The sequence below is a fragment of the Enterobacter sp. UNJFSC 003 genome, from assembly GCF_036903355.1.
In the GTDB taxonomy this organism is placed as follows: domain Bacteria; phylum Pseudomonadota; class Gammaproteobacteria; order Enterobacterales; family Enterobacteriaceae; genus Enterobacter.
Window position 1 is genome coordinate 673,433 of sequence record NZ_JBAKHK010000001.1, and the last position, 12,751, is coordinate 686,183.

Annotated in this window: 13 protein-coding genes and 3 tRNA genes; 8 read left to right on the forward strand and 8 right to left on the reverse strand. The window is 53.4% G+C overall.

All coding sequences use genetic code 11. The features are described 5' to 3' along the window. Window positions 1-92 precede the first annotated feature (92 nt). The 7 genes from uvrY to V5P19_RS03125 all read left to right on the forward strand — a co-directional run bounded on the left by uvrY (window position 93) and on the right by V5P19_RS03125 (window position 3,997). Window positions 93-749, forward strand: coding sequence for a UvrY/SirA/GacA family response regulator transcription factor (gene uvrY, locus V5P19_RS03095; protein WP_334400026.1), 657 nt, complete (start codon window positions 93-95; stop codon window positions 747-749). Then, on the forward strand, window positions 746-2,578 hold the full coding sequence (gene uvrC, locus V5P19_RS03100) for an excinuclease ABC subunit UvrC (RefSeq protein ID WP_334400028.1): 1,833 nt from the start codon (window positions 746-748) through the stop codon (window positions 2,576-2,578). Before uvrY ends, uvrC begins: the two co-directional genes overlap by 4 nt. A gap of 56 nt (window positions 2,579-2,634) precedes the next feature. Then, the gene (pgsA, locus tag V5P19_RS03105; RefSeq protein WP_334400029.1) at window positions 2,635-3,183 is read left to right on the forward strand and encodes a CDP-diacylglycerol--glycerol-3-phosphate 3-phosphatidyltransferase; all 549 of its coding nucleotides are present in this window, start codon (window positions 2,635-2,637) and stop codon (window positions 3,181-3,183) included. A 151-nt stretch (window positions 3,184-3,334) separates the two neighbouring features. Beyond that, window positions 3,335-3,410 (forward strand) — tRNA-Gly (locus V5P19_RS03110). A gap of 50 nt (window positions 3,411-3,460) precedes the next feature. Then, window positions 3,461-3,534, forward strand: a tRNA-Cys gene (locus V5P19_RS03115). Between the two features lie 11 nt (window positions 3,535-3,545). Next, a tRNA-Leu gene (locus V5P19_RS03120) sits at window positions 3,546-3,632 on the forward strand. 152 nt (window positions 3,633-3,784) lie between these two features. After that, window positions 3,785-3,997, forward strand: coding sequence for a hypothetical protein (locus V5P19_RS03125; protein ID WP_334400031.1), 213 nt, complete (start codon window positions 3,785-3,787; stop codon window positions 3,995-3,997). Window positions 3,998-4,036: 39 nt separating this feature from the next. Here V5P19_RS03125 and V5P19_RS03130 read toward each other — a convergent pair whose 3' ends face one another. From V5P19_RS03130 to V5P19_RS03150, 5 genes are all read right to left on the reverse strand, one after another. Further along, a complete protein-coding gene (locus tag V5P19_RS03130; protein WP_334400033.1) occupies window positions 4,037-4,753 on the reverse strand; it encodes an ABC transporter ATP-binding protein in 717 nt (238 codons plus the stop codon). Beyond that, window positions 4,750-5,625, reverse strand: a complete 876-nt coding sequence (locus tag V5P19_RS03135; protein WP_334400034.1) for an ATP-binding cassette domain-containing protein — start codon at window positions 5,623-5,625, stop codon at window positions 4,750-4,752. Before V5P19_RS03135 ends, V5P19_RS03130 begins: the two co-directional genes overlap by 4 nt. Beyond that, window positions 5,622-6,896, reverse strand: a complete 1,275-nt coding sequence (gene livM / locus V5P19_RS03140; RefSeq protein WP_334400036.1) for a high-affinity branched-chain amino acid ABC transporter permease LivM — start codon at window positions 6,894-6,896, stop codon at window positions 5,622-5,624. The genes V5P19_RS03135 and livM overlap by 4 nt, the downstream gene beginning before the upstream one ends. A gap of 11 nt (window positions 6,897-6,907) precedes the next feature. Continuing rightward, window positions 6,908-7,822 (reverse strand): branched-chain amino acid ABC transporter permease LivH, encoded by a 915-nt coding sequence (locus V5P19_RS03145; RefSeq protein WP_334400038.1) that lies wholly within the window; start codon window positions 7,820-7,822, stop codon window positions 6,908-6,910. A gap of 97 nt (window positions 7,823-7,919) precedes the next feature. Continuing rightward, window positions 7,920-9,041, reverse strand: a complete 1,122-nt coding sequence (locus V5P19_RS03150) for a branched-chain amino acid ABC transporter substrate-binding protein (RefSeq protein ID WP_334400039.1) — start codon at window positions 9,039-9,041, stop codon at window positions 7,920-7,922. A gap of 424 nt (window positions 9,042-9,465) precedes the next feature. Here V5P19_RS03150 and V5P19_RS03155 point away from each other — a divergent pair, with 424 nt between their 5' ends. After that, window positions 9,466-10,134, forward strand: coding sequence for a YecA family protein (locus V5P19_RS03155; protein ID WP_334400041.1), 669 nt, complete (start codon window positions 9,466-9,468; stop codon window positions 10,132-10,134). Between the two features lie 33 nt (window positions 10,135-10,167). Here the strand turns inward: V5P19_RS03155 and tyrP are convergent, their stop codons facing one another. From tyrP to yecR, 3 genes are all read right to left on the reverse strand, one after another. Further along, window positions 10,168-11,319 carry a tyrosine transporter TyrP gene (gene tyrP, locus V5P19_RS03160; protein WP_369077399.1) on the reverse strand — a complete coding sequence of 384 codons (1,152 nt, stop codon included), beginning with the start codon at window positions 11,317-11,319 and terminating at the stop codon, window positions 10,168-10,170. 317 nt (window positions 11,320-11,636) lie between these two features. Beyond that, window positions 11,637-12,134, reverse strand: coding sequence for a non-heme ferritin (ftnA, locus tag V5P19_RS03165; protein WP_334400045.1), 498 nt, complete (start codon window positions 12,132-12,134; stop codon window positions 11,637-11,639). A 184-nt stretch (window positions 12,135-12,318) separates the two neighbouring features. Continuing rightward, window positions 12,319-12,657 (reverse strand): YecR family lipoprotein, encoded by a 339-nt coding sequence (gene yecR / locus V5P19_RS03170; protein ID WP_334400047.1) that lies wholly within the window; start codon window positions 12,655-12,657, stop codon window positions 12,319-12,321. Between the last annotated feature and the right edge of the window lie 94 nt (window positions 12,658-12,751).

A 12,751-nucleotide genomic window follows, 5' to 3' on the forward strand; every position in this document is an offset into this window, starting at 1 on the left:
GGTTTTTTAACGTTTTAATCTTGCGAGGAAAACCGTTAATATAAACCAAATTAGCAGTCAGTAGCGTTATCCCTATTCTGGAGACATTTCCTTTGATCAACGTCCTTCTTGTTGATGACCACGAACTGGTGCGCGCAGGGATACGACGCATTCTTGAAGATATAAAGGGTATTAAAGTTGCCGGTGAGGCGTGCTGTGGCGAAGATGCTGTTAAATGGTGTCGCGCTAACTCTGCCGATGTGGTGCTGATGGATATGAACATGCCCGGTATCGGTGGGCTTGAGGCAACACGTAAAATCGCGCGTACCTTTGTTGATACAAAAGTCATCATGCTGACCGTTCATACCGAGAACCCGCTGCCTGCCAAAGTTATGCAGGCGGGGGCTGCGGGGTATCTGAGTAAAGGTGCCGCACCACAGGAAGTTGTTAATGCTATCCGCTCTGTGTTTGCCGGGCAGCGTTATATTGCTTCGGATATCGCTCAGCAGATGGCATTGAGTCAGATTGAACCTGAAAAAACGGAATCGCCGTTTGCCAGTTTGTCTGAGCGCGAATTGCAGATTATGCTGATGATCACCAAGGGTCAGAAAGTGAATGAGATTTCAGAGCAGCTGAACCTCAGTCCGAAAACGGTTAATAGCTATCGTTATCGGATGTTCAGTAAACTGAACATTCACGGTGATGTCGAACTGACCCATTTGGCCATTCGTCATGGCCTGTGCAATGCGGAGTCGTTAGTCAGTCAGTGAGTGAAGCGTTCGATTCAAAAACATTTCTGAAAACCGTTACCAGCCAGCCGGGTGTTTATCGTATGTATGACGCTGGCGGTACGGTTATTTATGTAGGAAAGGCCAAAGATCTCAAAAAGCGGCTTTCCAGCTATTTCCGCAGTAACCTTGCCTCCCGAAAGACCGAAGCACTGGTCGCACTCATTCAAAATATTGATGTCACCGTGACGCACACGGAGACAGAAGCGCTGCTGCTTGAGCATAACTATATAAAGTTGTACCAGCCGCGCTATAACGTTTTGCTGCGCGATGACAAGTCTTACCCGTTTATCTTTCTCAGTGGTGACACCCATCCTCGTCTGGCCATGCACCGGGGGGCTAAGCATGCGAAAGGTGAATATTTCGGGCCGTTTCCCAACGGCTATGCCGTCCGTGAAACGCTGGCGCTGCTGCAAAAGATCTTTCCGGTTCGCCAGTGTGAAAATAGCGTTTACCGGAATCGCTCGCGTCCATGCCTGCAGTACCAGATTGGCCGCTGCCTGGGGCCGTGCGTTGCCGGGCTGGTAAGCGAAGACGAGTACGCGCAGCAGGTTGAGTATGTACGTCTGTTTTTAGCAGGAAAAGACGATCAGGTTCTGACTCAGCTGATTGCCCGTATGGAAAAAGCCAGCACGGCGCTGGAGTTTGAAGAAGCTGCAAGAATTCGCGATCAAATCCAGGCCGTGCGCAGAGTCACCGAGAAACAGTTTGTGTCGAATACCGGCGACGATCTCGACGTGATCGGCGTGGCCTTTGACAACGGGCTGGCCTGTGTCCATGTGCTGTTTATTCGCCAGGGCAAAGTGCTCGGTAGCCGCAGCTATTTCCCGAAAGTGCCGGGCGGCACGGAGCTGGGTGAAGTGGTTGAAACCTTTGTCGGCCAATTCTATCTGCAAGGGAGCCAGATGCGCACGCTGCCCTCGGAGATCCTGCTTGATTTTACTCTCGATGATAAAACGCTGCTGGCTGATTCGCTCTCCGAACTGGCGGGTCGCCGGGTGAATGTACAAACGAAACCGCGCGGCGATCGTGCCCGCTATTTGAAGCTGGCGCGCACCAATGCGGCGACGGCGCTCACCACCAAACTTTCCCAGCAGTCCACCGTCAGCCAGCGTTTAACCGCTCTGGCTACGCTCCTGAAAATGCCGGAAGTCAAGCGCATGGAATGTTTCGACATCAGCCATACGATGGGCGAGCAGACCGTAGCCTCCTGCGTAGTGTTTGATGCTAACGGGCCGCTGCGTGCCGAGTATCGCCGCTACAACATTACCGGGATCACACCGGGTGATGATTATGCGGCAATGAATCAGGTGCTTCGCCGTCGCTATGGTAAAGCTATCGAAGAGAGCAAGATCCCCGACGTTATCCTCATCGACGGTGGGAAAGGTCAGCTTGGCCAGGCGAAAGCCGTATTTGAGTCGCTCGATGTGGGCTGGGATAAACACCATCCGCTGTTGTTGGGCGTGGCGAAAGGGGCGGATCGCAAAGCCGGCCTGGAGACGCTGTTCTTTGAACCGGAAGGTGAGGGCTTTAGCCTGCCGCCGGATTCTCCCGCGCTGCACGTGATCCAGCACATTCGCGATGAGTCACACGATCATGCGATTAGCGGTCACCGTAAAAAACGGGCGAAGGTTAAAAATACCAGCACGCTCGAGACCATCGAAGGCGTGGGGCCTAAACGTCGCCAGATGCTGCTGAAGTATATGGGCGGATTGCAAGGATTACTCAATGCCAGCGTCGAGGAAATTGCAAAAGTGCCGGGTATTTCGCAAGCGCTGGCAGAAAAGATCTACTACTCGTTGAAACATTGAGGGCTCTGTAGCAACATAGAGCTAAATTTTACTGACAACAAATAGTTACCGCCAATATGCGATTTAATATCCCTACGTTGCTCACTCTTTTTCGCGTCGTGCTTATCCCGTTCTTTGTACTGGCTTTTTACCTGCCAGTTGTCTGGGCTCCCTTTGCGTGTGCGCTGATTTTCCTTATTGCCGCAGTAACGGACTGGTTTGATGGCTATCTGGCGCGCCGCTGGAACCAGAGCACGCGTTTTGGCGCATTCCTCGATCCGGTTGCCGATAAAGTGATGGTTGCCATCGCCATGGTACTGGTGGCCGAGCATTATCACACCTGGTGGGTAACGCTGCCTGCGGCAACCATGATTGCGCGTGAGATTATTATCTCAGCGCTGCGCGAGTGGATGGCCGAGTTGGGTAAACGCAGTAGCGTGGCGGTATCCTGGATCGGTAAAGTTAAAACCACCGCGCAAATGGCGTCCCTGGTCTGGATGTTGTGGCGTCCTAACGCCTGGGTTGAGTGGGCGGGGATTGGCCTGCTGTGGGTCGCGGCGGTGCTGACGCTGTGGTCAATGCTGCAATATTTGAACGCGGCGCGCGGGGATTTGCTTGATCAGTGATCGTTTCGCCGTAATTTTCAGCAAACGATCCCGGAAGTAAAAAATATCGTTGACTCAAAACGTCATATCAGTAGAATGCAACGCATCGAACGGCGGCACAGTTAGCCGGACGATAATGAAATCAAGTGGTTAGATGTTAACTTGGTGACATGCGGGAATAGCTCAGTTGGTAGAGCACGACCTTGCCAAGGTCGGGGTCGCGAGTTCGAGTCTCGTTTCCCGCTCCAAATTAAACGCATCTGCAATTGCGGGTGCTGGTCGAAAGACAAAGATTTAAGGCGCGTTAGCAAAGCGGTTATGTAGCGGATTGCAAATCCGTCTAGTCCGGTTCGACTCCGGAACGCGCCTCCACTTTCTTCCCTGGCCGGATGGTGGAATCGGTAGACACAAGGGATTTAAAATCCCTCGGCGTTCGCGCTGTGTGGGTTCAAGTCCCACTCCGGCTACCATGGGAAAAAGCAGAATAATCAAAGCAATAAGCAGTGTCGTGAAACCACCGAAAGGTGGTTTTTTTGTGCCTGCAATTCCTCCTTACAGATAACCCTTTTGATACGCTCTCTTTAGGCTACGCTTAGAAGGGTAACATCTATCAGGAGGGGTCATGTTAACTCACTCTGAAGCGAAGCGCTGGGCTTCGGTAATGCTTAAATCAGCCTTGTGCGACGGCATGAATACAGAAGAGATTGCTCGTCAGGTCCACCTTGTCTGCGATCACCACGGTAAGGAATGCCTCGAAGAACTCATTGAGGAAATCTTGATCGAAGCGGGGCGGATAGGTCCGCATCATAGCGATGGGCATCTTACCCACCACTAAGATAACGTTGCCGCCTTCGGGCGGCTTGCGCTAACGCAATTAAACCCCACCCAGATACGCCTTCCTCACCTCCTGATTCCCCAGCAGCTCCTCGCCGCTGCCGCTCAGGCGAATCTGCCCGTTGGCCATCACATATCCGCGATCGGATAGCTTCAGGGCATGATGCGCATTTTGCTCCACCAGAAAAATGGTCATTCCGTTACGTGCCAGCTCGCGCAGCGTCTGGAAGATCTGTTTCACCACAATGGGCGCCAGACCGAGGCTGGGCTCATCCAGCAACAACAGCTTTGGGCGGCTCATCAACGCGCGGGCGATAGCCAGCATCTGCTGCTCGCCGCCGGACATGGTCATGGCGCGCTGCTTCCGCCGCTCTTTGAGGCGCGGAAACAGGTCAAACATGTTTTGCATGTCATCGGCAGCAAACCGATTGCCGATGGGAATGGTCCCCATCAGCAGGTTCTCTTCAACCGTCATGTCGGGAAAGATCCGCCGTCCCTCTGGCGCCTGGGCAATACCGCCGGAGGCAACGTAGTGAGTCGATTTATGGCTGATATCCTCGCCGCAAAAGAGGATCTCCCCGCTGCGGATGCGGGGCTGACCAAAAATGGACATCAGTAATGTCGATTTTCCTGCGCCGTTAGCGCCAATCAAGGCCACTGTTTCCCCTTTGTTGACCTTAAGGGACACTTGATTTAGCGCCTGAATCACCCCGTAGAACACGTCCACATTGCGAAACTCAAGCATGGATTCGCTCATTGGTTGACCTCGCTTTCATCGGTGCCAAGATAAGCGGCAATGACTTTTTCATTATGCTGGATCTGCTCTGGTTTCCCCTGGGCGATCACGTCCCCGTGGTCGAGCACGATAATGTCGTCCGATATCTCCATCACCATCCCCATATCGTGCTCAATTAATAAGACCGTAATGTCGTGGTGGTCGCGCAGAAAGCGGATAATATTGCTCAGCTTATGGGTCTCAACCGGATTCAGCCCTGCAGCTGGTTCATCAAGGCAAATCATCTCCGGCCCGGTACACATGGCCCGCGCAATCTCCAGACGTCGCTGTTGGCCATATGACATTTCCCCCGCCAGACGGTTGGCGCAATCCACCAGATCCACCACTTCAAGCCAGTAGAAGGCCCTGTCCAGCGCGTCATTTTCTGCCCGCCGGTAGGCAGGGGTGTTCAACACGCCGGCAAGCAGATTGCGGTTAACCTGCATATGCTGGGCGACCAGCAGGTTTTCAACCACTGACATCTCGCGAAACAGGCGGATATTCTGGAAGGTTCGCGCCAGTCCGGCGCGGTTGACCAGATGGGTCCCGCCAAACATTTTATAGAACAGGCGTTGTCCAAACTGCGCCGGATTGATCCAGTCACCCGGCTGGAATTTCTGCCCAAGTACCTGGATGACGTTGGTGGTTTTGCGGCGCGTGTTGAACAGGATGTCGCCACCAGATGCTTTATAAAAACCGGTCAGGCAGTTAAACACGGTCGTTTTTCCCGCCCCGTTTGGGCCGATAAGGGCGGTGATGGAGCCGCGCTGAACCTCGAGATTGACGTCATTTAAGGCTTTAATGCCGCCAAAATGCATCATCAGATGCTCAACGCGTAATATCGTCCCATTCATGGCGCAATACCCTTACGCACGGCAAATCCGCTGCGGTTAATGCGGATTAAACCGCGCGGACGCCAAATCATCATGACCACCATCAGCATGCCAAACAGCAGCACGCGGTATTCTGCGAAGCTGCGCAGGAGTTCCGGTGTGACGGTCAGCACAAAGGCGGCAAGCACCACGCCCAGCGTCGAACCCATCCCGCCCAGTACCACAATGGCCAGAATCAGCGCGGATTCAAAAAAGGTGAAAGACGTCGGGTTGACGAATCCCTGATACGTGGCGAAGAACACGCCGGCAATGCCCGCGGTTGACGCGCCCAGCGTAAAGGCAGAGAGTTTCACCAGAACATGGTTTAATCCCATAGAGCGGCAGGCGATCTCATCTTCGCGCAGCGCTTCCCACGCGCGGCCGATAGGCATCCGCGTGAGCCTGTGCTTGATATAGAGCACCAGCATCACCACCAGAAATAACACCGTGTAGATAAAGATAAACTTCATGTTCGGGTTGTAGGTCAGGCCGAAAAACTCGTGGAACGGCACGCCGCCTTCTTTGGCTCGACGACCAAATTCCAGGCCGAAAAAGGTAGGAGGCGGGGCCGAAACGCCGTTGGGACCGCCGGTGAAGGTCAGCCAGTTATTCAAAACAAGGCGGATGATCTCCCCAAAGCCGAGCGTCACGATGGCCAGATAGTCGCCGTGCATTCGCAATACCGGGAAGCCGAGCAGGGCGCCCGCGGCAGCCGCAAGGATCGCCGCCAACGGCAGCATGCTCCAGAAACCAAGCCCCAAGTACTGATAACCCAGCGCCAGGCCATACGCCCCGATGGCATAAAATGCGACATAACCCAGATCGAGTAAGCCAGCCAGACCCACCACAATATTCAGCCCCAGGCCAAGAAGAACGTAGATGAGCCCTAAAATCGCGACCGTCAGGACATATTTTGTGGCGACAAATGGGAAGCAGATTGCCAGGGCGATGACAAGAGGAATGATCCAGCGCAGGCGGCTTTTATATTCCGGCGGCCGGACGTACACGCCCGCGCTGTCTGCTTCAAACCGGGCCTGAAAACGCGCCCCGAGGGCGGTACCTAAAAACACGCTCAGCAGAAACCGTCCCAGCATGACAATGCCGACAATCCACGCCAGCCGCTGCCCAGCGAAGTTAAAGCTGTATCCGTCCAGCACTACGCCCGCAATCGGGCCGAATATAATCAACGCGATCAGCCCGGAAAAAATGGCGTCCAGAAGACAGCGCTTAAAAGAAAAATTCTGTGAAATCATTGATTTCTTCCTCAAACTTTAGTCACAATCGGGCGACCAAGCAGCCCCTGAGGACGAAAAATCAGGATCATGACCAGCAGTCCAAACGAGAACACATCTTTATAATCCGAGTTGACCATGCCGGAGAACTGCGCTTCGGCCACGCCCAGAATCAATCCGCCAAGCATCGCGCCGGGCAGGGAGCCAATCCCGCCAAGCACCGCCGCGGTGAAGGCTTTAATGCCAATCACAAACCCCACGTAGAAATCAAAAGTGCCGTAGTTCATGGTGATTAATACGCCAGCCAGACCGGCCATCGCCGCACCAATGACAAACACGAGCGATATCACTCTGTCGGTGTTGATCCCCAGGATGGAGGCCATTTTGCGGTCCTGCTGCACGGCCCGGCACATGCGCCCCAGCCGCGTATGGCTGATTATCCAGCTGAGCAACAGCATGCCTGCGAACGAGGCAAGCAGAATAAAGATTTTGGTGTAGGTTATCTGAATGAACCCCTCCCCAATATGCACGCGAAGCACGCCATCCAGCATTGTCGGAACGCCCTGCTGGCGAGGGCCCTGACTGAGCTGCGCATAGTTTTGCAGGATGAGTGACATGCCAATTGCGGAGATAAGCGGCGCCAGCCGCGTCGAGTTTCGAAGGGGCTTGTAGGCGATGCGCTCGATAGTCCAGCCGTACACGCCCGTCACCACGACGGTGAACACCAGCGTGCCGAGGATCAGCAGGGGAAATGATTCCAGGCCAAAGTACGACAGCAGCGCCAGACCGATGGCGCAGAGGTAGGCAGAAATCATATACACTTCGCCATGCGCGAAGTTGATCATGCCAATGATGCCGTACACCATGGTGTAACCGATGGCAATTAACCCGTAGACGGAGCCCAGCGTTAATCCATTGATTAACTGTTGCAGGAAGAATGTACTCATCTTAGCGCGCTCTTATAAAGGCCGCGCGAGCCGCGCAGCCTGATGTGTATTCGCGTCGACAGGTGAACCTGCCGGCGTTGAGCGTGACTCCATCCCGTTACTGAACTTCCTTATATTTCCCTTTGTCGTCCCACTGGTACACCACATAGTCAGAGACTTTCAGGTCGCCTTTACTGTCCCAGGCTTTTTTACCCATTACCGTGTCGACGGCATTGGCTTTCAGCCACTCGCTGGCTTTGGCGGAGTCCGAGCCGCCGGTGGCTTTGAAGGCTGCGGCAATCGCCTGCACAGAGGCATAGGAGTAAAGGGTGTAGCCTTCAGGTTCAAATTTCGCGGCGCGGAATTTCTCAATCACCGCTTTACCGTCCGGGATCAGGCGCGGATCTTTGCCGAAGGTCATGTAAATACCGTTGGTGTATTGCGGACCACCCGCTGCCGTGACCATCTCTTCGTTGACGATACAGTCACCCGAGAAGAACTTCGCCTGCACCCCTTGCTCGCGCATCTGACGAACCAGCGGACCCGCTTCAGGATGGCAACCCCCAAAGAACACCACATCCGGTTTTTGCGCGCCGATTTTGGTCACCAGCGCGTTAAAGTCTTTTTCCCCACGGGATAACCCTTCGTACATCACATCCTTCACGCCACGCTTTGCCAGCGCAGCTTTGGTGGCGTCTGCCAGTCCCTGACCGTAGGTATCTTTATCGTGAATGATCGCCACGCGTTTGGCTTTCAGCTTGTCGATAATAAAATCGCTCGCGACCTGACCCTGCTGGTCATCGCGGCCGCACATGCGGAACATATCGCTCATGCCGCGTTCAGTGATCAGCGGATTGGTAGAGCCTGGCGTGATGGCAATAATTCCCGCATCGCTGTAGACCTCAGAAGCCGGCATGGTGGAAGAGGAGCAGAAGTGGCCCACCACGGCTTTGACTTTGTCCTGGTCGACCAGGCGGTTCGCCACGGCCACGGCCTGTTTGGGTTCACAGGCGTCATCTCCCTGAACCAGCTTAATCTTCTCGCCGTTGATCCCGCCTGCGGCATTAATGTCTTCAGCGGCCTGCGTTGCACCGTGCCAGTATTGATCGCCATAGGTCGCATTCGGGCCGGTGAACGGCCCGGCGACGCCAATGACAATATCGGCCTGGGCTGAAAACGCCGTGACCAGACAGCCGGCCAGCACAAGAGAGAGGGGACTTCTGATAAATTTCAGCGACATTATGATGTTCCTTAGCAAAGAGGTTTTTGCACCACGGCGTAAAACTGAACGCCTGCGGCGCAGCCAATCCAGAACAAGAGCAAGAACAAAATGCACGAAACGAACGGGATCCAGACAACATCCTGCTTAATACGGCGAGGTTTCTATGCACCGCTAAGCGCGCAGAACATTAAGCAAAATTGTTGCCAGAATGGTTAACCCATTGACCGGGTTGCGACATGTTTGAGTATAGAGCGCCGTTTTACGCCGCTTGGCGCGATGAGATGAAATTACAGCGGAGATCACATCTTGTTAACAGATATGCCCATAAGTTGTGCAGCGGTCAAGATTTGCACGTTTATACAGCAATAAAGAGATAAACTTGAGATAGGCATAGACCGCGATATATGCGAGGATCTTTTCCTTTTTATCAGGAGTGTCCACAATGGCTGAAGGCCCATTAAATGAAAGCGAAATGGCGTGGCTGGAAGAGACGTTAATGTCTTACGGCCATGACGATGCGTCGGTGATTGACGTATCTGAACTGGACGGCATGCTTACCGCCGTGCTTTCCGGCCCTGTGGTCGTTGAGCCAGACGCCTGGCTTGTGGCGGTATGGGGCGGTGAAAAGTACATTCCACGCTGGAAAAACGATCGTGAAATGAACCGTTTTATCGATCTTTGCTTCAAGCATATGAATGACATCGCAGAGCGCCTAAGCGAATATCCGGATCAGTTTGAGCCAATGTTTGGTTTTAACGACGTAGACGGCCAGAGCTACACCGTTGTTGAAGAGTGGTGCTATGGCTATATGCGTGGTGTAGCACTGACAGATTGGTCTTCTCTGCCAGAAGCGTTAAAAGCCGATCTGGATGTGATTGCGCTGCACGGCTCGGAAGAAAACAGCGAAAAGCTGGATGAGCTGACCGAAGAGGAATATACCGCCAGCATCGAGAGCATTCAGCCTGCGGCGCTGCGTTTGTACAACTACTGGGTGGAAAACCCGCAGCAGCCTGAAGCGCAAAAGCCGATTATTAACGGGACGAAGGTTGGGCGCAACGATCCCTGTCCATGCGGCAGCGGGAAGAAGTTTAAAAGCTGTTGCTTGCACTGATACTCAAGGGGGCTAATTTTCGCCCCCATTTTCTCATCCCACTTCCGGCAACATCCCCGCGGCAATTAATACCTGCACCAGAATAATCACCACGCCACAGCCAAAAACCACGCACAGCAAGGGTTTACCCCCCGCCACGCGATAGCCGGACGTCGGATGCTGCTCACGGCTCTTCCACGCCAGCAGGGACGGCAGCAGCAGGGCAAGAACGGATAACGCCACGCCTGCATATCCCAGCGCCATTACAAACCCGCGTGGATAAAACAGCGCAAAAGCCAGCGGCGGCAGGAAGGTGATCGCCCCCGTCTGTAAGCGACCCGCGACGGTATTGCGTCGCTGGAACAGATCGGCCAGATAATCAAACAAACCCAGCGCCACGCCCAGGAATGAGGTCGCCAGTGCCAGATCGGCAAACAGGTGGACCGCCAGCTCAACGTGGGTGGAGGTCACGACGTCGCGCAGTGCTAGCAGGAAACCATTCAGCCCAGAGTGCTGGGCCATCAGGCCAATAAAGGTGGAAGAATCAATGCTGCCCAGCGTCACCAGCTGCCAGAAAATATAGGCAATCAGTGGAATGGCGCTACCGATAACGAAGACGCGGCGCAGTTTGCGTATATCCCCGTTCATGTAGCTGACTATGCTCGGCACGCTGCCGTGAAAACCAAAAGAGGTAAAAATCACCGGGATCGCGGAAAGCGCCAGCCCTTTCTCCAGCGGCAGCGTCAGCAGGTTAACCTTGTGAACGTGCGGTGCCAGCAGTATCAGCATCACAATCAAAAAAAGAATTTTGGCGCTAAACAGAAAGCGGTTGAACAGATCGACCAAAGATGTGCCGACGCACACCACGCCGCCGCCAAGGAGCGCAAAGAAGATCGCCCCCGTAGCTGGCGCGATGTCCGAACCGAACCCGTCGTTAACGCTGGAGGCGATGAGCTCCCCGGCTCCGCTGATATAGGCAGCGGTTAGGGCGTACATGAGGAACATCATGCTAAAGCCGGTAACCCACTGGCCGTAGCGGCCTAAATAACGAGCGGCCAGCGACCCCAATCCTGTATCGGCAGGTACGTGCTGATAGACCTCAAGCAACAGCAGGGCGGTGTAGCACATCAACGCCCACAGCGTGACCAGCAGCAACAATGTCACACTAAATCCGACGCCGGCGGCTGCGAGCGGCATCGCCAGCATTCCTGCGCCAATTGTCGTTCCAGCGACGATAAAAATACTTCCCAGGGTTCTGTTTTTCACGCTTTCCTCTACAACCATTCACAATCGCGACAAAATCTGCGGCGCAGAGTAAGGGAAAAGCAGTATCTCGTCAAATCACCGTTACAGGTGGTGTAATGATAGGTTTACGAATCGGCAGGGTATGATGAGCAGAGGCCATCGAACATATCCCTGACCATGAAGGATTAAGCGTTTATTTATGCGGGAGAGAAGGGCGTGGGAATTTTCAGATAGGAGATATTTTAAAACGGTGCTGAAATTTCAGCACCGTTTGAGGATTAATTCTGGGTATCAAGTGTCGCCAGTTCTTTATCAATAAAGTACAGGCCTTCACCGGATTTACCTGCCAGTGATAATTTATCCAGAACGGATTTAAACAGTTTTTCTTCTTCGTGCTGCTCGGCAACATACCACTGCAGGAAATTAAAGGTTGGATAATCCTGACTGGTCATTGCAGCATGGGCCAGTTCGTTAATTTTCTGGGTAATCAGCTGTTCGTGCTCGTATGTCGCGCGGAACAGTTCATCAAGAGAGCCGTACTCAGCAACCGGTGAGGTAACGGTCTCAATGCGCGGCAGGCTGCCGGTATCCGTCAGATAATCAAACAGACGCTGCATGTGGGTCATCTCTTCCTGAGCGTGACGGCGCAGGAACGCAGCAGCGCCTTCAAAGCTGTGATAGCTACACCACGCGCTCATCTGCTGATAAAGCAGGGATGAAAAAAGCTCAAGATTCATTTGAGCATTGAGCTTATCGATCATTTCAGTTTTCAGCATGGTGACGCTCCGGTTTATTATTTCTTGTTCACGATGAGCGACACTATAATTTGTTATTTAATTATTTGCAAAAAGTAAAATAAATAAATGATTATTTAAAAATACGAATGGGAATAAAACGCATTGGCGATCTATATATTTATTCTGAAGAGAAATAAAGTGCCAGCCGGGCTGGCAGCGCTGATTAATACCACGGGTTATTTGCGTTAGGGTTAACTGCATAGCCCATGCATTTGTACTGAATAGTCACGGTCTCGTTCAGGCACAGGGAGCCGCTAATGAGTGTGCAGGTCTTAATCGGTTGCCCATAGGCGGAGGCGGTAGCGAATCCCATGGTTTGGCAGGCTTTAGCTGCCGTACCATTATTGACATATTCATCGGAATACGCATTTTGCAGCATTGCCTGGCCGTAGTCGAGGCGGACTATCCCATTGGGAGCATCCAGCCTGCTTATCTCAGCCTGGCGATTAACGTGACACCCCGCAAGCAGCAGGATCGTACCGGCAACGAAGACTCTTTTCATGGTTCACTCTGAGAGAAGGGGGAGAAATTATCCTACCTGCACACGACAGAGACAATGGCTGGAATAGCCCGATATTCTGGCCTTTCTCTTTCTC

Bases quoted from the DNA above. Each gene is read 5' to 3' on its own strand.
- V5P19_RS03150 (WP_334400039.1), bottom strand. From the start codon at position 9,041: ATGTCGCTGAAATTTATCAGAAGTCCCCTCTCTCTTGTGCTGGCCGGC.
- pgsA (WP_334400029.1), top strand. From the start codon at position 2,635: ATGCGATTTAATATCCCTACGTTGCTCACTCTTTTTCGCGTCGTGCTT.
- V5P19_RS03135 (WP_334400034.1), bottom strand. From the start codon at position 5,625: ATGAATGGGACGATATTACGCGTTGAGCATCTGATGATGCATTTTGGC.
- V5P19_RS03130 (WP_334400033.1), bottom strand. From the start codon at position 4,753: ATGAGCGAATCCATGCTTGAGTTTCGCAATGTGGACGTGTTCTACGGG.
- ftnA (WP_334400045.1), bottom strand. From the start codon at position 12,134: ATGCTGAAAACTGAAATGATCGATAAGCTCAATGCTCAAATGAATCTT.
- V5P19_RS03145 (WP_334400038.1), bottom strand. From the start codon at position 7,822: ATGAGTACATTCTTCCTGCAACAGTTAATCAATGGATTAACGCTGGGC.
- yecR (WP_334400047.1), bottom strand. From the start codon at position 12,657: ATGAAAAGAGTCTTCGTTGCCGGTACGATCCTGCTGCTTGCGGGGTGT.
- V5P19_RS03155 (WP_334400041.1), top strand. From the start codon at position 9,466: ATGGCTGAAGGCCCATTAAATGAAAGCGAAATGGCGTGGCTGGAAGAG.
- V5P19_RS03125 (WP_334400031.1), top strand. From the start codon at position 3,785: ATGTTAACTCACTCTGAAGCGAAGCGCTGGGCTTCGGTAATGCTTAAA.
- tyrP (WP_369077399.1), bottom strand. From the start codon at position 11,319: ATGCTGGCGATGCCGCTCGCAGCCGCCGGCGTCGGATTTAGTGTGACA.
- livM (WP_334400036.1), bottom strand. From the start codon at position 6,896: ATGATTTCACAGAATTTTTCTTTTAAGCGCTGTCTTCTGGACGCCATT.